25 protein-coding genes are annotated in these 26,165 nt (G+C 38.2%); 9 read left to right on the forward strand and 16 right to left on the reverse strand.

Features of this window, described 5'->3' with window-relative positions; translation table 11 throughout:
• Positions 1-5: 5 nt before the first annotated feature.
• From TLET_RS00560 to TLET_RS00585, 6 genes are read right to left on the reverse strand one after another with little or no spacing between them, the layout of a single operon-like run.
• Positions 6-2,891 carry a family 10 glycosylhydrolase gene (locus TLET_RS00560; protein WP_012002157.1) on the reverse strand — a complete coding sequence of 962 codons (2,886 nt, stop codon included), beginning with the start codon at positions 2,889-2,891 and terminating at the stop codon, positions 6-8.
• Positions 2,892-2,896: 5 nt separating this feature from the next.
• Entirely contained in the window at positions 2,897-3,721 is an 825-nt protein-coding gene (locus TLET_RS00565; protein WP_012002158.1) for a carbohydrate ABC transporter permease, read from the reverse strand.
• Complete coding sequence (locus TLET_RS00570; protein ID WP_012002159.1) at positions 3,718-4,596, reverse strand: carbohydrate ABC transporter permease; 879 nt, start codon at positions 4,594-4,596, stop codon at positions 3,718-3,720. Before TLET_RS00570 ends, TLET_RS00565 begins: the two co-directional genes overlap by 4 nt.
• Before the next feature lie 57 nt (positions 4,597-4,653).
• Entirely contained in the window at positions 4,654-5,901 is a 1,248-nt protein-coding gene (locus TLET_RS00575) for an ABC transporter substrate-binding protein (protein ID WP_012002160.1), read from the reverse strand.
• 20 nt (positions 5,902-5,921) lie between these two features.
• Positions 5,922-7,169, reverse strand: a complete 1,248-nt coding sequence (locus TLET_RS00580) for an FAD-dependent oxidoreductase (RefSeq protein WP_012002161.1) — start codon at positions 7,167-7,169, stop codon at positions 5,922-5,924.
• Between the two features lie 12 nt (positions 7,170-7,181).
• A complete protein-coding gene (locus tag TLET_RS00585) occupies positions 7,182-7,850 on the reverse strand; it encodes an N-acetylmannosamine-6-phosphate 2-epimerase (RefSeq protein WP_012002162.1) in 669 nt (222 codons plus the stop codon).
• A gap of 219 nt (positions 7,851-8,069) precedes the next feature.
• On the opposite strand from TLET_RS00585, the gene TLET_RS00590 reads away from it, so the two are divergent.
• From TLET_RS00590 to TLET_RS00615, 6 genes are all read left to right on the forward strand, one after another.
• Positions 8,070-8,834 (forward strand): DUF169 domain-containing protein, encoded by a 765-nt coding sequence (locus TLET_RS00590; RefSeq protein WP_012002163.1) that lies wholly within the window; start codon positions 8,070-8,072, stop codon positions 8,832-8,834.
• A gap of 189 nt (positions 8,835-9,023) precedes the next feature.
• Complete coding sequence (locus TLET_RS00595) at positions 9,024-10,064, forward strand: GntR family transcriptional regulator (protein ID WP_012002164.1); 1,041 nt, start codon at positions 9,024-9,026, stop codon at positions 10,062-10,064.
• A 157-nt stretch (positions 10,065-10,221) separates the two neighbouring features.
• On the forward strand, positions 10,222-11,526 hold the full coding sequence (locus tag TLET_RS00600) for an ABC transporter substrate-binding protein (protein WP_012002165.1): 1,305 nt from the start codon (positions 10,222-10,224) through the stop codon (positions 11,524-11,526).
• 75 nt (positions 11,527-11,601) lie between these two features.
• The gene (locus TLET_RS00605) at positions 11,602-12,471 is read left to right on the forward strand and encodes a carbohydrate ABC transporter permease (RefSeq protein ID WP_012002166.1); all 870 of its coding nucleotides are present in this window, start codon (positions 11,602-11,604) and stop codon (positions 12,469-12,471) included.
• 13 nt (positions 12,472-12,484) lie between these two features.
• Positions 12,485-13,315 (forward strand): carbohydrate ABC transporter permease, encoded by an 831-nt coding sequence (locus TLET_RS00610; RefSeq protein ID WP_012002167.1) that lies wholly within the window; start codon positions 12,485-12,487, stop codon positions 13,313-13,315.
• A gap of 20 nt (positions 13,316-13,335) precedes the next feature.
• Positions 13,336-16,398 carry an alpha-mannosidase gene (locus tag TLET_RS00615; RefSeq protein ID WP_012002168.1) on the forward strand — a complete coding sequence of 1,021 codons (3,063 nt, stop codon included), beginning with the start codon at positions 13,336-13,338 and terminating at the stop codon, positions 16,396-16,398.
• 48 nt (positions 16,399-16,446) lie between these two features.
• Here the strand turns inward: TLET_RS00615 and TLET_RS00620 are convergent, their stop codons facing one another.
• Positions 16,447-17,448: a potassium channel family protein gene (locus TLET_RS00620; RefSeq protein WP_144313058.1), complete on the reverse strand. Its 1,002-nt coding sequence runs from the start codon at positions 17,446-17,448 to the stop codon at positions 16,447-16,449.
• A 26-nt stretch (positions 17,449-17,474) separates the two neighbouring features.
• On the opposite strand from TLET_RS00620, the gene TLET_RS00625 reads away from it, so the two are divergent.
• Together TLET_RS00625 and TLET_RS00630 are read left to right on the forward strand one after the other, a co-directional pair.
• Positions 17,475-18,281, forward strand: a complete 807-nt coding sequence (locus TLET_RS00625; protein WP_012002170.1) for a SagB/ThcOx family dehydrogenase — start codon at positions 17,475-17,477, stop codon at positions 18,279-18,281.
• Between the two features lie 59 nt (positions 18,282-18,340).
• Positions 18,341-18,766 carry a hypothetical protein gene (locus TLET_RS00630; protein WP_012002171.1) on the forward strand — a complete coding sequence of 142 codons (426 nt, stop codon included), beginning with the start codon at positions 18,341-18,343 and terminating at the stop codon, positions 18,764-18,766.
• A 19-nt stretch (positions 18,767-18,785) separates the two neighbouring features.
• On the opposite strand, the gene upp is transcribed toward TLET_RS00630, so the two are convergent.
• Genes upp through ffh form a run of 9 tightly spaced genes read right to left on the reverse strand, consistent with a single transcriptional unit; the run spans position 18,786 to position 24,288 of the window.
• Entirely contained in the window at positions 18,786-19,415 is a 630-nt protein-coding gene (upp, locus tag TLET_RS00635) for a uracil phosphoribosyltransferase (RefSeq protein ID WP_012002172.1), read from the reverse strand.
• A gap of 40 nt (positions 19,416-19,455) precedes the next feature.
• Positions 19,456-20,310 carry a signal peptidase I gene (lepB, locus tag TLET_RS00640; protein ID WP_012002173.1) on the reverse strand — a complete coding sequence of 285 codons (855 nt, stop codon included), beginning with the start codon at positions 20,308-20,310 and terminating at the stop codon, positions 19,456-19,458.
• A gap of 2 nt (positions 20,311-20,312) precedes the next feature.
• Positions 20,313-20,657, reverse strand: a complete 345-nt coding sequence (rplS, locus tag TLET_RS00645; protein ID WP_028843558.1) for a 50S ribosomal protein L19 — start codon at positions 20,655-20,657, stop codon at positions 20,313-20,315.
• An 8-nt stretch (positions 20,658-20,665) separates the two neighbouring features.
• A complete protein-coding gene (locus TLET_RS00650) occupies positions 20,666-21,235 on the reverse strand; it encodes an RNA methyltransferase (RefSeq protein WP_012002175.1) in 570 nt (189 codons plus the stop codon).
• A complete protein-coding gene (gene trmD, locus TLET_RS00655) occupies positions 21,225-21,965 on the reverse strand; it encodes a tRNA (guanosine(37)-N1)-methyltransferase TrmD (protein ID WP_012002176.1) in 741 nt (246 codons plus the stop codon). The genes TLET_RS00650 and trmD overlap by 11 nt, the downstream gene beginning before the upstream one ends.
• Complete coding sequence (rimM, locus tag TLET_RS00660; RefSeq protein ID WP_012002177.1) at positions 21,965-22,471, reverse strand: ribosome maturation factor RimM; 507 nt, start codon at positions 22,469-22,471, stop codon at positions 21,965-21,967. Before rimM ends, trmD begins: the two co-directional genes overlap by 1 nt.
• On the reverse strand, positions 22,468-22,692 hold the full coding sequence (locus TLET_RS00665; RefSeq protein ID WP_012002178.1) for a KH domain-containing protein: 225 nt from the start codon (positions 22,690-22,692) through the stop codon (positions 22,468-22,470). Before TLET_RS00665 ends, rimM begins: the two co-directional genes overlap by 4 nt.
• On the reverse strand, positions 22,676-22,972 hold the full coding sequence (gene rpsP / locus TLET_RS00670) for a 30S ribosomal protein S16 (RefSeq protein WP_012002179.1): 297 nt from the start codon (positions 22,970-22,972) through the stop codon (positions 22,676-22,678). The genes TLET_RS00665 and rpsP overlap by 17 nt, the downstream gene beginning before the upstream one ends.
• Before the next feature lie 14 nt (positions 22,973-22,986).
• Positions 22,987-24,288, reverse strand: coding sequence for a signal recognition particle protein (gene ffh, locus TLET_RS00675; RefSeq protein ID WP_012002180.1), 1,302 nt, complete (start codon positions 24,286-24,288; stop codon positions 22,987-22,989).
• A 237-nt stretch (positions 24,289-24,525) separates the two neighbouring features.
• On the opposite strand from ffh, the gene TLET_RS00680 reads away from it, so the two are divergent.
• Entirely contained in the window at positions 24,526-26,133 is a 1,608-nt protein-coding gene (locus TLET_RS00680; protein WP_012002181.1) for a hypothetical protein, read from the forward strand.
• Positions 26,134-26,165 lie beyond the last annotated feature (32 nt).

The following is a 26,165-nucleotide window of genomic DNA, read 5'->3' on the forward strand; positions in this document are numbered from 1 at the left end:
ATTTTTCACTCCCCAAATATCAGCGTTCCAAATCTTTCAATTGTATGATAAGAACCATACGTTACACTCCAGCAACTGTACTGCGGTTTCCCCGCTCTCCATCTGTTTCTGGTAAAATTAGCTTTCAAAATCCCACCTTCAACCGGTTCCAATCCAATCGTTCGCAAATTTATTCTTATTTCTGCACACCATAAATTGTCACTCAACGTCGTTATCGCTTCTATATCCCCGTTCCATTTGCTGTCAAGCCCTTTTTCGTCATAGATAGTTCCGTCTATGCCAATGACAAAATGATAATATTCTCTGTCTCTCTCGTTTTTCAGAATAAAAACCTCAACAGAATCACCTAAGTATGTTCTCGTATCTCGAGGGCCTGAAACTTTCTTCACATCATTCATATACGGTTCTTCACATAGAAACTGAACATATAGATTTGCATCATCATACATGACTTTGACAGACGTATATGGTTGGAAAATCTCGCCAGTATCGTAAACAAAAAATCGAGAAAGTTCATCTATATCTTTCCATTCATCGAAAATTCCATCCACCTTTGCATGCCCAAAAGGTACAATAACTTTCGGCAGTGGTTTGATATTGTCGACAACTATCATATCTACAGGTTTCTCAGGAACAAATTTTTCTACCGGCATAGCTTTATAAACTTTTGGACGAAGAATGTCCATCATCCATGAAATTTCATCTGAGAGTATCAAAGCCGCCTTCGGATTTTTAATATTGTCGGAAATATAGTAAAAAAATTCGGAAAGCTGAGAGAAAATATTTCCAACATCGTTACCAAATTCTATTTTCTCCCACTTTTCAAGAACAATGTTTACCTCTGATTCCGAGAGACCCAGATCCTGGCATAAAGCTAAATCTTCATGCAATTTTCTTTCAAAGGCTTTAACAAGACTATTGATTTCTGAATGTGCACATATTGCTTCAACACCGAAAATATTTCTTATGTAATCTTCATCGTACCTGTCCAGGTATGATAATGAAAATAACACAATGCCCGAACTCAAATAATTGATAGAGGTCTTTATTTGTTCAATGAGATCCTCTGTGCTTTTCAAATTGATCATTTGAAGACCCGAGTAAAGATAAACCATATTTTTGAACTTCGTTTGCATCTCGAGAACTATCTTTAAATCTTCTATACTACCTTTGTAATTCATGGGAATAAGAGCATCAATGTATTTATTCCTAACCCAGGCTTCCCAATTTTGCTTTTTCTCGTTCCTTGCCCCACTCAAACTTGGGTAAACATCTGCACTTATTAAAAGACGATCATTCAAAGCCTTGGCCCTCTTGTATAACTCCTCTACAAAAGAATTTATTTTTTCTTCTCTCCACATATGCCAAATTACCTGATCTTTGCTGTATTTTTCAATCTTATAGGGATCAACACCTGTTTCTTTCATGAAGCTCTTAACAGCGTGCTCATCATATCCCATTTCATCTCCATCATAGCGTATATAATCTAAATTAATCCCATCTATCTCATATTTTTTCGCAATTTCCAAAATGCCATCAATTAAATATTCCCTTGTTTGGGGATTAGAGTGAGAAAACCAGGCAGTACCATTCTTGGTGAATATATTCCCATACTTATCCTTCTCAATCCAATCCGGAAAATTCTTTATGAAATAATTTTCTTCTCCTCCCGAGCTTGCAGCGAAAACCCAGCACCATGCATGAACTTCAATATTGAGTTTTTTTGCTTCATCAACTATCACTTGCAACGGATCTTCTGACCACCTCTGAAAATCATCATCTTGAGGAAAATAAGAGAGCTTCGAAGCCATAGTTTTACCTTTATAAATTACCTCAGGTATAATCATATTGAATCCAATACTGTGTAGTTTACGAATTGTTTCCCTTAATCTTTCAGGAGAACCTGTTTTCTTTATCGATTGATTGTCGAGCCAGATACCTCTTGTTTGAATGCTGTATTTTTTCAACAAACCTATTTGGAGAAGATCCAGCTCTTTTTTCAATTCTTTAATAGAATTAATGTCTGAAGCCGCATAAAGCTTCGCTTTAAAATTTTTTACTTTTTCTTCCAATTCCCTTGCACGTTCAGGAAATGCCTCGTATTGTTCGCTTATTGCTTGTTCAAAATCAAATATCTTTGAAGACAGTTTTTTTCGTTCATATTCCATAAAATCAACTTCAGCAGGCGGCATTTGTGCAAGAAACTTTACGGCATTAACCAGAATAATTTTTATTTCATCACTTACAGAAGTATGAAGATATATATTCTCACCAAAAAAGATCCCAAATTGCGTTAAAACAGCCGCCGACGGAAATTTTTCGTCCACAATTGTCTTATCTTCTTTCACCCATAAAGCAAGAGGCGTCGAGTTTTCGGTAGTTTCTACCAAGAACGCGAATCCCCTGGGTAAATTAATGATATTTGATACGTTGAAAACCTTTTCACCGTCGTCAGTTGGCTGTAGAAAATAATATTTTCCACTGCCCCATGATTTGAATTTTATGCTCAGGAAATCTCCATACGCATAATTCATCCTCAATTTTCCGTCTGGAAATCTGAGGCTACTCTCATAAGCAGCAAGCAACTTCCCACCATTCAGAATAAAATTCTCTACAACCGACACCTCTGAATCTGTTAGTGCAGCATTCGAAGGATCTATAAGAACCTTTATGTTTTCCGGTATGTATCCATCTAAACTGTTGATAATATCATAGTTTATTTTTCCAAACTCTAATGCTTCTATCAGCCCATCAATTATAGTTTTGTAGGTGGAAGAACCATAATATTTTTCTGAGGTTGGAGAATAAAAGATTCCCACATTCGTTGCTAAAACTACCTGTTCCGTTACTAATAAAACAAGTAAAAACACTAAAATTCTTTTCACGGTCATTCCTCCTATTGAATAACTGCTCCTTTATAACCCTCGATAAAAAATCGCTGAGTGAAATAGAAGAAAATCAGTATGGGAACCATTGCCAGAACCATTGCCGCTGATGCAGTTCTAAAGTTAGGTTCAAAAGTGCTGCTCAGTTGAGCAAGCCCAACTTGAATGGGATATTTATCAGGAGATCTCAATACGACGAGTGGCCATAGTAAAGAATTCCAATATGATGTGAAAGCAAATATAGCAAGTGCTGATGTACCTGGTCTGACAAGCGGAAATGTTATTTTCCAGAAGACTTGAAATTCGTTGCAACCGTCTATCCTTGCAGCATCTTCTATTTCTTTTGGTACAGAAAAATATTGTTGTCTCATTAGAAATATACCAAATATAGAAACGGCACCCGGTAATACTACTCCAAAATATGAATCGTATAACCCCATTTTTATAATCGTTATAAAGTTGACAATTAAGGCGCCCTGCATTGGTATTAACATGGGTAAAAGTATCAATTTAAAAATCAGATCTTTTCCTTTCCATTCCAGTCTTGCAAGTGGATATGCCGCCAATGATGCCAGTACAACTTGAAAAACAACACCTATAGCTGTTATTATTAGAGTATTTAAAAAATATCTGATCATGGGTATTCTCTCAAATACAGCTTTATAATTTTCAAAAGTTGGTTTCTTCGGAATCCACTCAGGGGGCCATGTAAATATATTTTCAGCACCCTTAAATGACGTGGATAGAACCCATAAAAATGGAAAAGTAAAAAATAACGCAACTACTATTAAAATAAGGTATGTAAAAATACATCTCAATATTTTTCTTCCCCTCATCCTTTCTCACCTCCGATGCCGAAAAACTTGAAATTGATTACTGTAAAAACAAGCAAAATCAAGGAAAAGACAACAGAAGCAGCAGCAGATATACCAAATCTATATCTATTAAAGGCATAATCATATATCAAATACATCATAGTTGTCGTTTCCGAACCACCCTGAGTTAACAAGTAAATTTCTTCAAAAACTTTTAAAGCTGCTAAGCTTGATATAATGAAGCAAAAAAGCATTGTTGGTCTTAAAAGAGGAATCGTTATTCTGAAAAATGTTTGTCTCCGGTTTGCCCCATCAATTCTTGCAGCTTCATATATTTCAGAAGGAATATTCTGAAGTCCAGCAAGGTAAATCACCATATAATATCCAAGTCCCCTCCAGAAAGTAACAAACATGGCACTGTAAATCGCAAATCTTGCATCAGTGAGCCAGAGAATGGGTTCTTTTATTAAACCTGCATTCATCAAGAAATTGTTCAGTATACCGTCAACATTGAAAATCCATTTCCATGCCATGCTGACAATTACAGCACCAGTTATCACAGGAACATAGAACAACGTTCTAAAGATCTTTATTCCTGGTATCCTTTGGTTGACGGCAACAGCCAGAAGAATTGAAAAAAACTGTATAAAAGGTACAACCAACAAATATTTGAAGATATTCCCAAGCGCCATGTAAAAATACCTGTCCTGAAAAAGTGAAATGTAATTTTTTAAACCAACCCACTTGCCGGTCTGTAAGAGCATGTTGTATTCGGTGAAAGAAAGAAATACCCCTCTAAAAATAGGATAATAAGTAAAGATCGCAAGTAAAGTTAGTGGAGCAATTAGAAAAGCAAACACTATTAAATAAACCTGCTTCTTGCGGCTCAAAGCCACCGACTATCACCCTCTCGAAAATAAAAATGTGGGAAGGATAATCCTTCCCACGCAAAACTACTTAGATAATATTTTGTTAACCTCTTGTTCTGCCAAATCCAAAGCCTCCTGGGCGGACAGCTCTCCTTTGATTGCTTTCATCCAGTAATCCTGTATCACTTTTCTCACATCTGCATATTTTTCGCTCGGTATTCCATGAACAGCCACTGAATTTAGATCAACTGCATTTTGCATGGATTTGCTTGCCATCAACATTGCCTTAGCACTTAAATCTCCAGACTTTGCTCGATTAAGAAACTCTTCGCTCGTCTCAAGCCCCTGCTTAGTAGATGGAATCACTGTTGCATATTTACTGAACTCGATTTGCCATCTTGCAGAAGTCACAAACAAGGCAAATTTTGCAGCCTCTTTTGGACACTTCGAGGTAATAGGAATTGCTAAATTCATCAGCGATACTTTTATCATACCTCCTTTTCCCAATGGGTGGCTTGATACATCAGTAACTTTGTATATATCAGGGCTATTCACCTCTATATGTTTAAGCATGGTCAATCCTGCTGGATACATAGCCAGCCTTCCAGATTGATAAAATTCTCGAGCTTCTCCGTAACCACCAAGGGTTCTTGGCATTAAATTCTCGCGATAAGCCTTCTGAAACCACTCGAGCTTTTTGACGGCTTCTTGTGTATTGAAAGCAGCCTTTTTTCCATCATCAGTTACTATTGGAATTCCTTCAAGCAGGAGCTCATCAAGCGCTATTATGTTTGGTTCGAAACCATAGGCATCGAGTTTTGCTCTAATTATCCTTGAATACTCAAAAACTTCATCCCAGGTTTTCGGAGGGTTATCTGGATCAAGACCGGCTCTTTCAAACATATCTCTGTTGTACATCAATATTGGAATAGAAGCATACCATGGAAAGGCATAAGAATTTCCATTCAAAACAGTTGCTTTCCAGAGCTTTTCCCAATAAAGTTCTTTGTCTTCGTGATTAATAAGATCATCAAGAGGTCTCAGTGCTCCCTGAGCTGCAAAGTCAATAGCCCAGGTTGTGTTCAAATTAACCACGTCAGGGGCCTGACGTGCTGCTATGGCGGCTGTAAGTTTTTGAACGGCTGAACCATAGGGAACATCAAGCCATTTGATTTTTATTTCCGGATTTTGTGATTCAAATTCTTCTATAATTGCTTTGATGTAATCGTCAAAAGTGGGACTCAAGGAAAGCGTCCAAAATTCTACAGTCACCGTCTTAGCCAAGAGAACCGCTACCAGTAAGACCATCAAAAATACCAGAAACCTTTTCATAAAAACACCTCCCCAAATTTTTAACTCCCCCGAACTTTTGCTGGTTCGTAAAAACTTTTGCTGACTCTCCCTGCAAATTTGCCGATCGCTTCTCCCATATCAATGCACGATGGCATAATCCTTGCGGCAGATTGTCCGGGAAAGTCTGATGAAAAATTTCTTCCAATTACTGCGAGATTCTCAAAATCCTTGGAAATAAGTGACCTGATTGGAATTTCATAATAATCCTCATATTTTGGAATAGCTGTTCTTTCTTCTTCGGTCACAGTATAATTTTTTCTGTGAATATCAATTCCATAACATGCCTTGACGGCTGCATCTTTAAACTTCATTTTGAGTTGTACATCTTTGCCGGAAAAAATGTACAAACCAACTACTCTCCTGCTCTCTCTGACTCCAGGAATAGTCGCGATTTTTTCAATGTAAGAATTCTCGAATCCAGGCACGAATTTTTTTGCGAAGCGATAAACATCGTTAACTTGTTTATGAAGGTTTTTAATAGCCGAAGATAATTGAAAATCGTCTGTTGTTTTAATTGAGATATGAGTTGTATTTACAGAAACTCTTCCCGTGCCTGGAAGCTGTGTGAAGAAAAAGAAATCATTTGGGAGATCCATACCTTCTTTTCTTGCATGTTTAATTTCTTTAAAATACCCAGCAACGGAGAGAACCTTTGAATCTGCTGAAACCCATTTATAAAAGTTATCAGGGTCTTTCCTTATATTGTTTCTAATCTTTTCAAAATCGACATTTCCTAAAACAAACATCAAAGTTACCGCTTGATTTTCGCCAAATTCATCACCGGATTGGAATTCACAACCGGCTAAATAAGATAAAGTTCCATCGCCTGTAGCATCGACAAAGAGATTTGCCTCTATGGTATAACAATTTCCAAGACTTGTTTTAACAACAACCTTTTTGATAAATTTGCCTTCCTTTAAAACATCAATGGGAATTGCTCTGAAAAGGAGAGTTACACCTTCAAGTTTTTCTAACAGGACTATTTTCAGCATCTCTGAATCAAAGCAGTTTTCAAACAAAGCTCCTTTACTTTCCAGATCTGCCATAATTTCCTGGAAAAAATCCCCGACAAGTACTTTTCCATCGATCCAGAATCTCATAAATGGATTTACCAAACCTAAAGTTGCATTTCCACCAATGATGGAATTTTGCTCTATTAAGATAACTTTTTTCCCAGCTCTTTTAGCATTAACTGCAGCGCTTACACCTGCTAAACCCCCACCAAAAACAGCAACATCCCAATTCATATTTTCTCCCCCTTAATTAAATTTCTTATAGAAAAGATCGACGAATTTTTTTATAGTTATCCAGGGCCTCGTTATTGCGGTACCTATAACAACTGCATAAGCTCCATTTTGAAAGGCATTCTGAACTTCTTCCAAAGTTGTATAGCCGCCCTCTGCAATAATGGGAATACTCATTTTCCGTGAAAGCCCTCTTACAAGTTCAATGTTTGGCAGACTACATCCGAGAGTATATGGTGTGTAACCGCACAGAGTCGTGGCAATGAAATCTGGTCTCAGGGCAGAAACCAACTCAGCATCAGCTTCATCAGCGATATCAGCTATAATGCCAACATCAGGAAAACTGGAACGTATCTCTTCAAATAATGTTTTTAATTGCACAGGTCTTTCACTTCTTGTGCAATCGATAGCCACAAAATCAGCCCCAGCTTTTATTACATCTCTTGCGTGTTCAAATGTCGGTGTTATAAAAGCCTGGTAATTTCTATCTTTTACAAGTCCTATGACAGGAATACTTACAGAATCTTTGACAGCTCTTACATGATCTGCGTTATTAGTTCTGACTGCCACTGCACCTGCATAATCAGCAGACCTGGCCATGTTTACAATAAATGAAACGTCCTGCACAGGGTCCCCGGGTTCTAACTGGCAGCTTATTATTATTCCTCGTGGTAGTTTCCTCATAATTTTCCCCCATTATTGGAAATATTTTCCATTTTTAATTATATAATTGGAGATTATCTCTGTCAATAGTCTAAGTATGGTTCAAAAGCCCAAATTTGGAATATTTACATGATTTGATCACAAGCATATTTAAACTACTTTCTTACAATAGTGAAAAATATCACGAAATGTTTTAGCATAGAATATAACTGACAATTTATTTTGAAAGGGGCGAAAGAAGTGAATTTCTCAGAAATTGCTGTTAAACTTGAGCAAATTTTGCGGCTCGACACCTTTCCGGTGGCAATTAAAATGTACAAAAATGCTGAAGAATTACCGAGAAAACCTTTGAATTTTAAACTCAACATCTGTCAGCTTGTTTCAATGGCAAGATATGCCAAAAAGAGCAACTCTGGTATCCCCGAGAAAATGGTTTGTTCCATGGGTGCTGCCTGCGTTGGTTTGATAAAAACTCCCGAACCAATTAGAACAGGTAGAGCAGCCGTCGGACCTTATACTCGAGATGAAAAAGCAGGTAAAAGATTTATGGAGAATACCTTCAAAATAGGAGATAGTGGAAAAAAATATGATGCAATAATGGTTGCTCCCTTAGAAAGCGTTGATTTCGAACCAGACGCTGTTGTTCTCTATGCGACCCCAGCTCAAATAATGAGACTTATTCATGCAAATACATACGATACAGGAGAAAAAACCACAGCTGATACAGTTGCCGAAGCAGCTCTATGCTCATCGATAGGTTTTGCTATCTCAAAACAAAAACCAATAATCGGTTTCCCCTGTGCTGGAGATAGAATCTTCGGCGGCACTCAAAATCACGAATTGTTAATGGCAATACCATTTTCTGAAATGAATCGAATACTGAAAAACCTTGAAGAAACTGCAAAAGGTGGTTTTTCAGTTTACCCGGTTCCACCAAATATGATGTGGACACCCACCATGCCATCCACATATACGATCCAAGAGGCAGATCTACAGGATCAATAATTAACAACTAAATAAAAATAAATCACAGATCCTCTTTATTTATAGAGGATCTGTGTTATTGTTGCTGGCTGTTTCTTTTTTATTCATAAAGTATAATAATTACATGCACAAAGCAAATTTGAAAATAAAAATCATGGTCTGAAACATGAAATGTTTCGTTGGCACAATATTTGGTGGGGAGGAAAATGCATGAAACCGGCTTATGTCCTGATAATGGACTATATCAAAAACAAAATATTTTCAAGAGAACTTAAACCCGGGGACAAAATTCCCTCAGAAAATGAGTTAGCAAAAATATTTAATGTCAGTAGATTAACTGCCAGAAAATCCTTAGAGAATCTGGAATATGAAGGTATAGTCACAAGAATACAGGGCTTAGGAACTTTTGTAGCCTCCATGCAGGAATCTTTAAAAGGAAAAAGAGTGGGAGTTTTGATAACAAATTATCAAGATACTCGGGCCTCTCTTCTGTTCGGTGTTGTGAGAACTCTTCAGAAATTCTCAATCAGCGTTATACCATTCAATTTAGATACCTTTGTCACCACTCCATTTCACGAAGAAAAAATGTTAAAGGAATTGCTGAAATTAGAAATCAAAGGACTTATAATGGAGCCACGCATAACTTCTCTTGCTGACACTTTGCTGATAAGTTTGATAAAAGAGAACTTTCCTGTTGTTTTTGTCGATAGAACAATAGAAGGCTTTCCACAAGTTCCAATGGTGTCGTCAGATAATAAAGCAGGCGGCCAATTAATAGGCAAACACATGAAAAAGCACCATGTATCAAAAGCCCTTTTTGTAACAGAAGAACCTTTTGAAGTATCCAGTGTGAAAGAAAGGTTTGAAGGAATAAAAGAAGAAATTGAGGATGTCTGTTATAAAATGATAGGGGATTATGATAGGGACTTCGAAATAGTTGCTGAGATTATCGAGAAAGAGAATATAGAAGCCGTGTTTTTCTGTAATGATTATCTTGCAATACGGGGTATCACCTATCTTAAGGAGCAAAAAAGAAATATTCCTCAAGATATTAGTATATACGGTTTTGACAATCTCAGGGTAAGCGTTTATTCTCACCCCCGTCTTACAACCATCAGCCAGGACTTCCAGGCTATGGGGGAATTGGCCGCGTTGCAAATAGCAAAGATCTTTTTGCGGGAAAATATCGAACTCCAACAGCAGGTGCCGGTTAGTATAGTGGTGAGAGAATCCTGCGGTTGTAAGCAGTAGTAGCTGAAAGTTTTTTTGAGTACCAACTTGTATATACAAGTATAATCAGGTATATTTGGAAATACTTATGAAAAAAACATTTAAAACACGATTTGACATAGTTGCAAAGTATACGTAGAATCTTTCGTGAAAATTCAACTTTTCAGGGGGTGAAATTATGAAACACGCACTTACATTTTTGCTAATAGCAGGCTTTGCAATTTGCTTTTTTGCTCAAAGCGTAGAAATTACTTTCTGGCACAGCATGACCAATCCCGTAGACAGAGAAAGTATAGCCGAAGCTGTAGCGGAATTCAACAAAACACATCCAAATATCAAAGTGAACATCGTTATCGTGCCAGGTTCGGAAACCGAGATCACGAAGCTCATGACAGCCGTTGCCGGCGGAACAGGCCCTGATGTCTACTATCTTGATCGTTTTACTGTTGCACAAAGGGCTGCGTACGGAGTTCTCGAACCATTGGAGGACTATCTTGTTCAACTCGGTTATGATATCAGTAAATTGAAAGAGGAGTTTTTCAATTTCGCTATCGAGGAATGTCAGTGGAACAATAAAATGTGGGCGTTACCATGGGATACAGATAACAGAGCTTTGTACTATAACAAAAAACTTTTCAAGGAAGCAGGTTTAGATCCAAACAAACCTCCTGTAACACTGGAAGAGTTAGAAATCTATGCTGAAAAACTCACCAAAAAGACCGCAGGTAGATATACTCAGGTCGGTTTCATACCATGGGCATTTCAAGGTTGGCATTACACATGGGGCTGGGCTTTTGGAGGAAATTTCTATGATGCTCAAAGCCAGAAGCTTGTATTTGCTGATGATCCAAGAATTGTGAAAGCTTTTGAATGGCTTGGAGAATGGGCAAAAAAATACAATATAAAGGAATTGGAAGCCTTTGTTTCTTCATTTGGAATGAGTTTTTCAGGGGCAAGTATAGGTGGAGCTGAACCAATAAATCCATTTTTGGCTGGAAAACTCGCGATGGTAGTTGATGGAAATTGGCTCTTAGCACAAATATTGCAATTGGCTCCGAAAGATTTCGAATTTGGTATCGCTCCAATACCTGCTCCAGCATACGGCGAGAAAAACAGTACATGGGCTGGAGGGTGGTCACTCGTTATACCGAAAGGAGCGAAACATCCGAAAGAAGCTGCAGAATTTATTCATTATATGACAACCAAGGGACAGATAAAATTCGCCATTGACACTCAGCATCTTCCCACTCTGAAAGAAGCTGTTCCGGGACTTTTGAGTGCTTCCCCAGCAGAGCAGAAAATCTTCGCCGATCTTCTACCAACCGCTCACGTGAGGCCTGTTATTCCTGTGGGAGCTTTACTCTGGGACGAACTCACAAACGCGATGCAAGCGGTTGTTTACGGTGAAAAGAGCGCAACCGAAGCATTGAGAAGTGCGCAGGAAAAGGTACAGAAAGAACTCGATAAATGGTTAACAAAGTGAAAAACGACCATTATTCACAGCCACTCTTTTAAAAGGGGTGGCTGTTTTTGTTATACATTCAGGAGGGCATATATTATGAAAAAGCATAAACGATTTTGGACAGCGATGTTTTTTGTTCTGCCGGGAATAATTGGCCTTCTGGTTTTCAGAATATATCCGATTTTTGCTTCTTTCTTTTTCAGTTTCACTGAATATCACATAACCCTTCCACCAAAATGGATAGGATTGACAAATTTCAAAGAACTTTTTCATGACCCTCTTTTCGTAAAAAGTCTTCAGAATACATTTGTATATTTCATTGGCTTAGTGCCGATTGGCCTGATAGTGGGAATTCTGCTTGCTCTTTTACTTGTGAGAGACTTTAAAGGAGTGAGTTTTTTCAGAGCAGTTATGTACATGCCGTCTGTTGTTCCAATCTATGCATTTGCTGTAGTCGCTTTGAATTTCTTTAACCCATATCTGGGGCTTGTAAATGGATTTCTTGCGAAATTCGGTATCCCGGGTCCCCTATGGACCGCGGATGACAAACTTGTCAAACTCACGATAATCCTCATCGCACAATGGGGAGCAGGTCAACAGGCGATGATACTTATGGCAGCGATGAAAGATATCCCAAAAGAGTTTTACGAAAGTGCATTAATAGACGGGGCAAACAAATGGCAGATCTTTAGAAAAATAACTCTGCCGTTGATAACCCCAGCTATTCTGTATTATTTTATCACTTCATCTATACTTGCACTCCAGTTTTTTGAACTACCTCAAATCATGTTTGGCGGTGGACCGAACAACGCAAGTTTATCGATCGCAATTTATCTGTACAGACACGCTTTTAGATATGGGAACATGGGTTATGCCTCTGCAATGGCATGGTTCATATTTTTGATCTCCTTGGGGATATGCATTCTTTACTTTAAAACGTCAAGAAAATGGGTTTTTTACAGCTGAGGAGGAGAACCTGATGAACAGAAAATTCAGCATACAGGCACTCTTTCGCGTGATATTTTTAATTTTAATTACCTTGATCTATATGGCACCTTTTTTCTGGATGATCTCTACCTCTCTAAAACCAAATTACGAGCTTTACGAATTTCCTCCTAAACTGATCCCATCGATTGCAGAATTTAACAACTATTCAAAAGCTTTGCAGAGATTCCCGTTTTTTACATATTTCAGGAATAGTTTGATAATAGCAGGTGGTGCTGTTTTAGGGGCTCTGATCTCCTGCCCGCTTATTGCGTACGGATTGTCTGTTCTCAAATGGAAGGGTAGAGAAATAGTCTTCTACGCTATTTTAGCAACTATTATGTTGCCAAATGCCGTTACACTGATACCGACTTTTTTGATTTTCAGCAAACTTAACATGGTTAACACTTTCTGGCCTTTGATTTTACCGTCTTTTTTTGGACATCCATTTTATATCTTTCTCATTCGTCAATTTTTTCTCACACTTCCACGCGATCTATTCGAAGCTGCCAAAATAGATGGTGCCTCAGAGTTTCAAACATATTTCAAGATAGCTCTTCCACTGATAAAACCTACTCTTGTAATAGTAGGGCTTTTCCAGTTCATAGCTTCCTGGAACGATTATCTCGGGCCTCTCATATACCTGACAGATGAGAAAAAATATCCCTTAGCTCTCGGGCTGCCACAGTTTCTGGATAGATATGGCACACTCTGGAATCAAATGATGGCTGCTGCAACCATAGCTGTTGTTCCCACTTTGATTTTCTTTATTTTTGCACAAAGGCATCTACTGGAAAGTATAAAATTTACAGGGCTGAAAGGATAACTCAGAGGGAGGAATCAATTGTGGACAAAAAATTTTTCTACAGACTTCTTAAGAGCATCTCTGAAATTCTTCCTTACACAATTTCAGAACAGAGGCCTCTTAAAGCCTGGTATTTCACCAATGGTCCAATCGAAGAAAAACCTCTTGATTACGAAAAGACCATCACTTTTCCATTCAAATGGGACTTTGAAAAATCACCAGTCTGGTTCATGAAAGATTTAGAGCCTGTTTTACTTCAAGAAAATCAGAGAGCTTACCTCAAACTCTGGTTTGGTGGGGAAAGTCTTATATTAGTAGATGGAAAACCCTACGGTGAGATAAATGAATATCACAAACTGCTTAATATCACACCGCTCTGTGACGGGAAAACACATCGTGTAGAAGCGCAGGTAATGCCGCGCGGATTGTTTGGCAAACCACAGGAACCAGTCTTTTCGGAAGCTTTCTTACTCATCATTGATGAAGAAATTTCTGAGATACTTAAGACAGTGGAAATTACTGTGAGAGCGGCAAACATTCTGGAAGAACCTGTCTCAAAAAAGCTCTCTGATATCTGCGATGAATTTCTCTCGAATGTATGGGTGCCGAGAGATACAAAAACATATCTCAAAACTGCTCAACAAGACATAGGTGTTAAAGGAGAAATCGAAAGCGTTTGGAATACGCCAAAATTTGAAGAGTTCACGGGGATCAAATTGCAAGAAGAGTTGAAAGAGCAACTGATTAACAAATACAAAGTATTTAAAAGCAAGCTTGAAAAACTCAAAAGAGAGCACCCCCCTGTTGGAACAATTCATCTTGTTGGCCATTCACATATAGATTATGCCTGGCTGTGGCCAGTAGAGGAAACAAAGCGAAAGATTGCAAGAACATTTGCAAACGCTGTTATGCTGTCAAAAATGTTCCCGGAATTTGTCTTTTCTCAATCTTCTGCTCAGATCTATCAGGACTTGAAAGAAAAATACCCTGAACTGTACGAAACTGTGAAACAGCTCGTAGAACAGAATAAATGGGAACCAGTTGGCGGTATGTGGGTGGAATCAGACTGTAATGTCCCAACCATTGAATCCTTGATAAGACAGTTCTATTACGGACAGAAATTTTTTGAAAGAGAATTTGGGAAGAAAAGCAGGGTTTGCTGGTTGCCCGATGTATTTGGCTTTTCATGGGTATTACCACAGATTCTCAAACAGGCTGATATTGAGTACTTTGTCACAACTAAACTGAACTGGAATGACACTACGGAGTTTCCTTATGATCTTTGCATCTGGCGGGGAATAGATGGCTCTGAAGTTCTGTATTGCAGCTTTAATAATCCCAATGAAGGTTACAATGGCAGGATAGACCCGGATACGGTTTACAAAACCTGGAAAAACTTCAGGCAAAAAGAACTAACAGATAAAGTGCTTCTCTCGTTCGGTTATGGTGATGGCGGCGGTGGTCCAACAGAAGAGATGTTACAGAATTATCGTATTTTAAAAGAATTTCCAGACCTTCCAAAACTTGAAATTCAGAGCGTTGAAAAATATTTCGAATCATTAGAACTTCAGAAAAACCTTCCAATATGGGATGATGAACTCTATCTTGAATGCCACAGAGGAACTTACACCTCTCAGTCAAATATAAAAAAACTTCACAAAGATGCAGAAGATGCTCTTTATTTTTCAGAGGTGGTTTCTGTTTTTTGTAAACACAATTATTCTGACGAGTTAGATGAACTGTGGAAAATCGTTCTGAGAAATGAGTTTCATGACATCTTGCCGGGATCGTCTATCAAAGAAGTTTACCAAGACGCAGAAAGAGAACTTTCATATGTAAAAGAAAAAGCCACAGAAATTTTTGAAAAAGCCATTAATTCGATCACAAAGAAAAACAAAAGCATAATTTCTATACTTAATCTTTCCTCATTTCCAAAAAGATGTGTCTTTTCTCTGAACGAAAATCTCAAACTTTCCCTTGACAGAGAAGTTGTTTTCAGTCAGAAAACCTTCGACGGTAGATACATTTATTTTGTTGACAGGAAAATAGAACCATTCTCTAAAATAGAGCTAAAAATTTCTGGAGCAGATGATGAACAACCTGAACAATCTTTAACGAAAGACAACCTTTCGATGGAAAACGAATATCTGAAAATTTCCGTGAAAGAAGATGGCTCTGTTCAAGTATACGACAAAGAGTTGGGGAAATTCGCATTCGATAAATGTGGAAATATTTTAAAAATGCATAAGAATATTCCTTATTACTGGGATAACTGGGATATAGCAGACGGTGTCGAAAAAACAGGTTTTACACTAAAAGCATCGAAAATAATGAAAATTGAATCAGGACCTATCAGAGAGATCATAAGAGTAGAGTATGAAGCTGAAGGCAGTAAGATCATACAGGATTATATACTTGCGAAAAAATCGAAAAGACTGGACATCAAAACAAAGATCGACTGGCACACAAGACGGGCACTGCTAAGGGCGTATTTCCCTGTAAATGTCTTAACAAGAAAAGCTATATTCGATATCTCAGGCGGGTTTATAGAAAGATCTTCTCACAAAAACACAAAATATGAACAGGCGCGTTTTGAAGTACCGGCACACAGATGGGCTGATTTATCTCAAACTGACTTCGGAGTGACTATCTTGAATGATGGAAAATATGGTTACAGCGTTCATCAAAATACCATCGCACTATCTCTCATAAAAGCAGGCATATTTCCAGACTTTTTCGCAGATGAGGGCCTTCATGAATTTACATATTCTGTGTACACTCACCACAGTGAAATCAAAGCAATTGTGGAAGAATCTGAAGATTTGAATAAACCACTTACTGTAATAAAAGGAGAACTGGAAATACCTCATACGATTTTGAAGATAACGCCGAATAATTTCAAAGTCACCTGTTTTAGAAAAAACACACAGGGAAATATAGTTCTGAGATTAGTCGAAATATTCGGTACATCCGGCAAACTCTCGCTCGAGATGCCATGGCATAAAGGAAATATCTCTCTGAGCGATATTCTGGAAGAAAAAAGGCAACAGGTCTCGTTCCCGATGAATTATCATCCTTTTAAAATCTATACTTTAATTCTGTAATAGATCCCTTTAGAAAAAGCCCCGTTTCACGGGGCTTTTTATCCAAAACTACGATTTCTCTATGATTCTGTGGAATTTTTCAAAATGCTCATTTTTTCCTATGACCATCAGTCGGTCGCCTGGAAGGATCTGAGTAGTACCCGTGGGGTTAAAGATCGTTTCGTCTTCTCTCTTGATGGCAATAACAATTGTGCCGGTAATCCTGGATAAATTTATCTCTCCAAGTGTTTTATAACTCACAGGGCTGTCCTGAGAAATCACTATCTCTTCAATTCGGAAAGCTTCCTCGCCAAGGGAGAGTATATCCAGAAAACGCACTTGCTGAGGATTTATAGCCAATTGAGCCAATCTTACACCGGCAAGTTCTGTGGTCGTGATTACCTTGTGGGCACCTGCATATATCAATTTTGTCATCGTCTTTGCATCAGATGCCTGTGAAACAATTTCAAGATCTGGGTTTAAAGATTTCGCCGTGAGAACAACAAGTATATTCTTAGCATCATTCGTCAATGTTATTATTAAAGAACGTGCTCTTTTGATTCCTGCCTTTATTAATACTTCTTCTTCTGCAGCATCTCCCAGAACAAACGGAAATTCCATGTTCAAAAATTCCCTCAGTCTGTGAATAGATTCCTCTGAATCTTCCACAACAACAAACATCTTTTTAGCTTTTTTCAATTCTGCGGCAGTATGCCGACCTGTTTTATCTGCACCGATTATAATAAAATGATCTCTTAGAGAATCAAGCATTTTTCTCATCCTCCTGATCTTGAAATACTCCTTCATGTGACCCTCTACTATCAAAGAAGTGATACTTGTGAAACCATACAGTACAACTGTTATCCCGGCACCTATCAAAATTGCAGAAACTACCTTACCGGCTTCAGTTATATTTTCTGGCATGGAATAACCAACAGTGGAAACCGTCACCAGTGTGAAAAACAATGAATCAAACAGCGACCAGTTTTCAGTGAAGTGATAACCATATGTGCCAAAAAGAAAAACCATGACCAGCATTAGTATTAGAATATACAATCTATTTTTCAACATCCCACCTGCCTGCAACAGGAAAAATCTTGAAATCGAGATTTAAAAAAATTATAATACATAGCGACTTACCTTTGGCCGATAGAAACGCTGAAAGAGAGGTGCTTGGAATGTCGAAAGATTTACTCAAATCTCAGTGGGGCAAGGTAAATGATCTCTTAACTGATCAAAAACTCGGAAAGCCACAACCTTCATTTGAAGAACCATTTGATAATAACATGGTTATACTCGAATTAGAAAAACCTGAAAACTTAAAGTTTGGAAACATCTCGTTTAGGGAAGTTGTTGAAAAAAGAAGCAGCAAAAGAAAATATTCTAAAGATCCTTTGAGCATAGACGAACTTTCCTACTTGCTCTGGTTAACCCAAGGTATTCGAAAAATAACAAATGGGATCACATTTCGCACAGTGCCGTCCGCAGGGGCAAGACATCCATTTGAAACCTACATTTTCATCTTCAACGTTTTGAACTTGAACGTAGGTTTATACAGGTATATTGCTTCTCAGCATAAGCTTCTGCTTATCGATGAGGGAGATTTCAGAGAACTTTTGAACGACGCCTGTCTTGGACAGAATTTCGTTGCTCAGAGTGCTGCTGTTTTCGTCTGGAGCTGTGTATCATACAGAACTACCTGGAGATATGCTGACTTATCATATAAAGCCATACTGCTCGATGCAGGACATGTATGTCAGAATCTGTACTTAGCCTGTGAATCAATAAACTGTGGTTGCTGCGCTATAGCTGCATACGATCAAGAAAAACTCGATAAACTTTTGCATGTCGACGGCGAAAAACAGTTTGCAATCTATCTTGCGGCGGTTGGAAAAATCCCTTGAACCAGACAAATTTTTACCCTGTCTATTCCAGAGATCGATAGCCCAAAGGAGGAAAGATTATGCAAACCTGGATGGAAAAATATGTGGTGAATGAAGAAGAAAGAAATCAGCTTAAACATCTTCTAAAGAATGGTCATTTGAGTGAACTCGAGAAGATTTTCGGCGATGATTTTGTTCAAGAGTTAATTGACAACAGTGAATATGTTGAGCCATATGGAGATTATGAAATCTTCAAATTCACAGATGAAGGAGTAGTAAGACTGGTAGCCATCAGCTATGACAAAAAACACGGCACTCCTTATGTAATAGAAGAATCTCTGATAGCAGAAGATGAATTTGGTGAAGAAAGTGTTGAAGAGTTTAAAGAGATGATCGATAGTCAGTATCTGGATTTTGAGGAAGACCTTGAGCACGACGAAGATATCGAAGAGCTCGTTGATTTAGATGACTTTGAAGAAGACGATGATGAAGATTATGAATGGTAATCAGAGCGGCCTTAGCCGCTCATTTAGTTCTGTACAATCTATCGCCCGCATCACCAAGGCCAGGCAAAATGTAGCCATGTTCATTCAACTGTCTATCTAAGCACGCAGTATAGATTGGCACATCTGGGCAGTGGATATTGAATTGTTGAACACCTTCAGGTGCAGCAATAAGCGAGACAAAAACTATGTTTTTCGCTCCTCTGTCTTTTAATATTTTCACCGCATGTACTCCTGAGAAACCTGTTGCAAGCATCGGATCAAGAACAAAAACAGTACTTGAATTATCTATTGGCGGAAGTTTGCAGTAATACTGAACCGGTTTTAAAGTTTCAGGGTCTCTGTAAACACCCACATGCCCTACTGAAGCATTTGGGAGCAATTCGAGTATACTGTCAACCATACCAAGCCCCGCACGCAATATAGGAACAACAACAACTTTCTTATCTTCTATTGCAAAGCCAATAATCTTTTCCAAAGGTGTTTCAATTTCTATCTCAACAGTTTCGATATTTCTTGTTGCTTCATAAGCAAGCAAAAATGTTATCTCTCTTAAGAGCTCACGAAATTCCTTGGGGCCCGTGTTTTTGTTTCTCATTATGGTTAATTTGTGTTTAATCAAAGGATGATCAACAACATGAAGATTTTTCATACTCATACCTCCTAAAAATTAAAATAAAAGGGGAGCTGAGTCATCTCCCCTGTACTGGTCCAAATTCTTTCAGTGGCCATATGCGCAATATGGGTCTTCCTATTACATGGTCTTTTGGAACAAACCCAAAATATCTGCTGTCAAAACTGTCCTTTGTGTTATCACCCATGAAAAAGTAAAATCCTTGTGGTATCTCAACTTCTACTCCATCAATAGTTTTACGAATGTATTTTGAAAGGTCTATGTTTTCGTACAATTTGTCATATGTTTCTGCAAAAGGTATACCAAGAGGGACTGGATACATTCCACCCACTACTGAAAAAACGAGGTTTGCCGTATACGCATCCTGACGAGCTATATTCTGTAAAAACACCTTGTACTCGTTCGAGTTATCTCTTAAACGACTTGCTTTTATGAACAGATTCAGAAGTTCTGGATTCGAGAAAATACCCTCGGGAGAATATACCACATCTTTCAAAACATCGGGAATCTCACCATTGATGAACAGATGATAGTTCCCATCTTCCGAAAGCTTTATCTGCAAAACATCTCCGGGTTTTCCAACAAGCCGCTTTACATATTTTACATGTCCTTTAAATCGTGCAGGAGCGAACAAGTCCATAAATTTATCAAACCAACGAAGCATGGTTTGTGCTCGCTCATCAATAAAAGGCGACCAGAACACAACTATATCACCAATTTCAGGTTCTCTTGCCGTGTAAGTGACCTTTTCTATGAACAATCTATCTCCTACATTTATAGTTGGAATCATTGAGCCAGTTGGAACAAGCATCGTCTCAAAAACAAACAGTCTTATTATTGTGGCTGCAACAATGGCATAGAGCAGGGCTTTTCCCCACTCTATTGCCTCTTTTTTTATACTTCGTTTTGACATTTTTATTCTTTTCGCTCCTTGAGCCTTATCTTTCCTCTAATATCTCTTATATAATAAAGCTTTGCGCGCCTGGTAACTGCTTTTTTCACAATTTCGATTTTCTGAACTACTGGCGAGTGATATGGAAAGGTCCTCTCTACACCAATACCACCACTTGCTATTTTCCTGACTGTAAAAGTTTTTCCCAGACCAGAACCTCTTATCTTTATAACTATCCCTTCAAAAATCTGGATCCTTTCTTTTCCACCTTCGACGATCTTCACGTGGACCTTAACTGTATCGCCGGGTCTGAAATCCGGCAATTGTTTGTACTGATCTTTCTCTACCAGCCTCACAAGGTTGTCCATGCTCATTATTATCCCTCCTTTTCTCCTATAAGTCTGTCGATAATTATAGCCGCTGCAGCTCTCACTGACAGATGATTATAGTCAGAATCTGCTCTTATTGGCTCCAGTGCATAATCGCAAATTTGCAACACTTCATTTGGTAAACCCCAGCTCGTACCAAAAAGAATTAAAACCGGGCGATCAGTTTTTTTAATAAATTCTCGAGCTTGAGCGTACGTTAAGGTGTTTGGCCGCTTTTTTGCCGAGGTAAAAAACATCACAGGCTTTTTATTCGTTTCGTTTTCAATTTCTTCGATCACTTCCTCAAGGTAAGATTTGATATCAACAAGCTCCAGTGCCTGCGTTCTGCTGAAATTTCTTTCACGCCCGTAACTGTCAATCCAGTATTCAAGAACAGTCTTCACAACTTCCTGCTGAGCTCTTAAATTTGTTACTATATAATATTTTCTCAAATTATAAGTTCTCGCTGTTCTTGCTATATCATGAACATCGAGATTTGTCACAGCACTTGAAATAATTTTACCATCTTTGCCAAGAACAGGATAATGTATCAAAGCAATTCGAACATCATTCAGCATCCTTAGCCAGCTCCTTTATGAGCCAGATCAAAGCTTTTTTTTCATCTTCAGAGAAATCTCTTTTCACGAAGAGATCTGGCCGACGGAATGCGGTTCTCTTAAGACTTTCTGCTATTCTGAAAAGTTCAACTTTTTCATGATTACCACTTAACAACACATCAGGAACTTTCATTCCATCAAACTCGGCAGGACGTGTATAATGTGGATAATCCAGCAGTTCATTGTAAAATGAATCTCTTTTTGCCGACTCTTCATCTATCACTCCTGGAACAAATCTGCTTACAGCATCGCAGATGACCATTGCTGCAAGTTCTCCTCCACTCAAAACGTAATCTCCTATAGAGATTTCCATATCAACTATTTTCATGACACGTTCGTCGACACCTTCATATCTCCCACAGAAAATCAAAAGATTTTCTTTTTCAGAAAGATGCCTTGCGATTCTGTTGTTAAATTGGACCCCTTGTGGCGATGTCATTATTGTGTACAGATTGCTATATTTATCCAGGCAATGTCGATAAACCTCGAAGAAAGGTTCTGGTTTCATAACCATACCAGGGCCGCCACCATAAGGATAATCGTCCACCGTTCTATGCTTATCATGAGTAAAATCCCTTAGATTCAAAACTTCGATTTGCAACATCTGTTGCCTCAAAGCCTGCGCTATCACTCCGTATTCTTTGATAACTCTGACAAATTCTGGAAATATACTCGATATAATTATTCTCATTAAATCCACTCCGGTACTTTCACAACCAGTCTTTTCCTTTTTTCAAACTTGATTATGTAGTCATGTATTACTGGAATCAGCATTTCAAAAGAGCCATTTTTCACGACAGCTACTTCATTAGATCCGGTTTGAATAATATCTTCCACTCTGCCAATGAAATTGCCACTCTGGTCCAGAACCTCAACATTCAAAAGTTCATAGTAATAATATTCATTGGGTGATTTTGGCTTTGGCAAATCAGTAACCCTTACCGCCAGGCTCAAGCCAACTATTTTTCTCGCTCGTTCTTCATCATCTATACCCGAAAACTTTATCAAAAATCCTTTCCCAGCCTTCCTGATTTCTTCAATCTGAAGCCTGTGGGTATTGCTTTGAGCGTCATTCTTTATGAAAACATTTTCAAGCTTTTGAAAAACTTCAAGAGCATTCGTCAAGGGTAAAACTTTTACACTTCCAAATAAACCATGCGTTTTCGTAATTTTACCAATGACTACATAATCGCTCACCTGATCACCCTCAGGGTAAAGTTCTCATCTTCTAAAAGAGCCGCGAGTAGAACTTTCAAAGATTTGATCGTCCTTCCATCTTTTCCTATCACCTGGCCAACATCTTCCTCATTCACTACTATTTCCAAAACCCTGTTTCCATCATCATTGAATTCCACAACAACAACATCCTGAGGATGTTTAACTATCCCCTTCAGTATGTACTCAACTAACTCCTTCATCACTCTTCTCCCTTTTACCATATTTCATCTCATGAACTTTTGCAAGAACTCCCGCTTTGCTTAAAATATTTGCCGCTGTTTCACTTGGTTGGGCTCCTTTCAAAATCCATTCAACAGCTCTTTCTACATTTACTTTGATTTCAGCCGGTTTTCGAAGTGGGTTGTAATATCCAAGTGATTCGATGTATGCTCCATCTCGTCTTTTTCTTGAATCAACTACAACAATCCTGTAAAACGGCATGTGCCTTTTTCCCATTCTTGTAAGTCTTATTCTTACCACCTTGACACCTCCTGTCATATTTTGAACGGAAGCTTTAGCTTCCCATGTTTTAGTCTTTTCATAAGTTCTTTCATTTCCTCATAAGATTTGAGTAATTTGTTTACATCTTGAACTGATGTTCCACTACCTTTTGCAATTCTTTGCCTTCTGCTCGCATTGAGTACCCTTGGATTTCTCCTCTCTTCAATTGTCATAGAATTTATGATCGCTTCGACTTTTTTCAACTGCTGCTCACTTGTTTCTACATCTATTTTTGGTGCACCTGGAAGCATTTCGATTAATGAAGACAAAGGGCCAAGTTTTTTCATTTCCTTCAACTGTTCCTGAAAATCTTCCAGTGTGAACTCTGCTTGCAATATTTTTTTGCCAACTTTCTCCATTTTCTCTTTGTCAAGCTCTTTCTCTGCTTTCTCTATAAGCGACAGAACATCCCCCATTCCAAGTATCCTTGCGGCAACCCGATCAGGATGAAATTGCTCGAAAGCGTCGATTTTTTCGCCAACCCCTATGAATTTAACAGGCTTTCCCGTGATGTGCGTGATAGACAGTATTACACCACCACGGGCATCGCCATCCATCTTTGTAACTATAAAACCTGTCACATTGAGTCTTTTATCAAACTCAAGAGCAGAATTAACAGCATCTTGGCCAATCATTGCGTCAACAACCATTAATATCTCATCCGGATTGCTTAATTGCTTTATTTGTTGCAATTCCTCCATCATCTCTTCGTCAATATGAAGCCTACCAGCTGTATCAAAAATAAGGGTGTTGTACTGGGAGTTTTTGCTGTATTCAAGCGCTTGTTGAACTATTATCAATGGATTTTTTCTGTCGCCAGTTAGCACAGGAATTTGAATTGATTTTCCAAGCTTTTCAAGCTGATCTATTGCAGCTGGCCTGTAAGTATCAGCCGCAACTAACAAAACTGTTCTGCCTGATTTTCTGAGATAGTTCGCAAGCTTCGCTGCTGTAGTTGTTTTACCACTACCTTGTAACCCAACAAGCATTATTACAGAAGGATGGTGCCTCAAATTCAATGTAGCCGCGGATTTTCCCATTATATTAATCAGTTCATCTCGAACTATCTTCACAAATTGCTGGTCAGGCGTAAAACTTTTCAGCACCTCTTCGCCAAGTGCTTTTGCTTTAACTGAATCTATGAACTCTTTCACCACTTTGAAATTCACGTCAGCTTCGAGTAAAGACAATTTGACCTGTCTCACAGCTTCATTTATATTTTTCTCAGTTAGCCTTCCCTGACCAGTGAGGGACCTGAATATCTTGGATAGTCTTTCTTGAAGATTCTCAAACACGCCAAACACCCCTTTGAATGGTAAATCAGAACAGAAGAAAAATCAATATCGAGTCAGCAACAACTTGTCCACTTTTATATTACAATTAAATTTCAATAAATAGATGCGTTATCTAAAACTACATGTATATGTAATTAAATATTATATAGCTCTGATTGAGTCAAAGTTTGACGTTTTTTGATATCTATTTTTTTATTCTTAATAAAGTGTATAATATAGTTTATTGGGGGGATGGGAATGAGTAGGAAAATTTTGGTCCTTTTTATGTTGCTGTTGTCATCTCTTCTAATCTTTGCCACTCAGTTTTCAAGAAACATAGAGGAAAAAATAACCATCCTTAGAGATGGAACAGCAGAAGTAGTGAGAACTGAATACATACCTTCTTCGGATCTGGCCAAGATATTCATAGAATATTTTGAAAACATGAAAAAATCAAGGGAGATATTTGCCAATTACCTGTATGAGGTATCCAAGGAATATTACTTTATTTATGGAACAACTCCGAAATTTAGTTCAAGCGATGTCAAATTTGAAGAAAATTCAAAAGGCTTTACCTTAACCGTCAAAATGAAAATCCCAGGTATCGTGAGAAAAGATGGAAATGTACTAATTCTTTCTCGCAAGAATTTTTCTGACGAAAAGTTGTTACCAAAGTACTTTGAAGAACAGATTGATGGAAAAATTTTCGAATCGGCATTTCTTCAATCTGAGAAAAATTACCTCGTTACAAAAAGACTAACCACAATAATACTACCTGAAAATTCAAAAATCGAAGATTTAAAACCTATTTATGCGAAAAAATTTGATGAAAAATGGTTTGTCGATATGGGTGGCGGGACAACTTACAAAGCTCACATAGAGAAGATAGAAAAAGGAGTCATAATAGAGGAAGAAATAAGAACTAGTGCATCTACTCCAAAAAATTTACTTGATGAGAAAAACAACATAGAAACTCTCAACAACTTGAGAGATTACACGGCATTTCAATTGCTTTTCACCAATGAAAAGATGGAAGAAAAACTCTCTCAACCAGTCGATCATAAAATTAAAAACGATTTCTCCGGTTCATGGTCCTTCTCAGTCTCCTCAGGTGAATTACTTTCTTATACTTTCACTTACGGAGTTATAAACGTCACTCCGAAAATCACTGTTACTCTTTCATTTTCTGCATCTTTATTGTGGGAACATCAATGGGTGAGAACTGGCTGGTTTAGCTGGAGTTACAAGTTCAAAAGATTTGAAAGCACGATTACTTTTTCACCCTCACTGACACCATCAATCACTGTTCAATCGGGTGGATCGGTATCTAAGGAATGGTCCAAGAATTTGTTCTCAAAGGGCAAAACAGTTACTTTCTACGTCTCGTGCGTACCGGTAATACTCTACATGCAAGCAAAGCTCGATGCTGAAGCAGAGGCATCAATAAGTGCATCTATAGGTTTCACCGCAGCAGCAACTTTTGGCTTGAATACTTCTCTTTCTATGAAATACCAGAATGGTTGGAGTGCACCTCTCTCTTACAACATTCATTATTCTGGTGTCAGTTTTACAGCGAGTGCGAAAGCCAATGCGAGTGCAGAAGGAAGGCTACCTTTCACCTTAGCAGCATATGTTTATTATGTGGCTGGTCCTTACGTAAAATTGACGCCATGGATAAAAGGAGAGACGAATGCATCAGTTGGAAACGCAAATCAAGTTAGTTACAGTATAACTGGTGGTATAAAAGCTGAAGGCGGCGTAGCAATGGCAGGATGGTTGAAAAACCTTTGTGGTAACATTCCTTCTTTCAGTTATCAATTCTTTGACTGGAATCGAACACTTGCAAGTGGTACAAAAACATTTTAATCAATCGTGAGGCATTTTGCCTCACCGTTGAT

The sequence above is a fragment of the Pseudothermotoga lettingae TMO genome, assembly GCF_000017865.1.
Lineage (GTDB): Bacteria > Thermotogota > Thermotogae > Thermotogales > DSM-5069 > Pseudothermotoga_B > Pseudothermotoga_B elfii.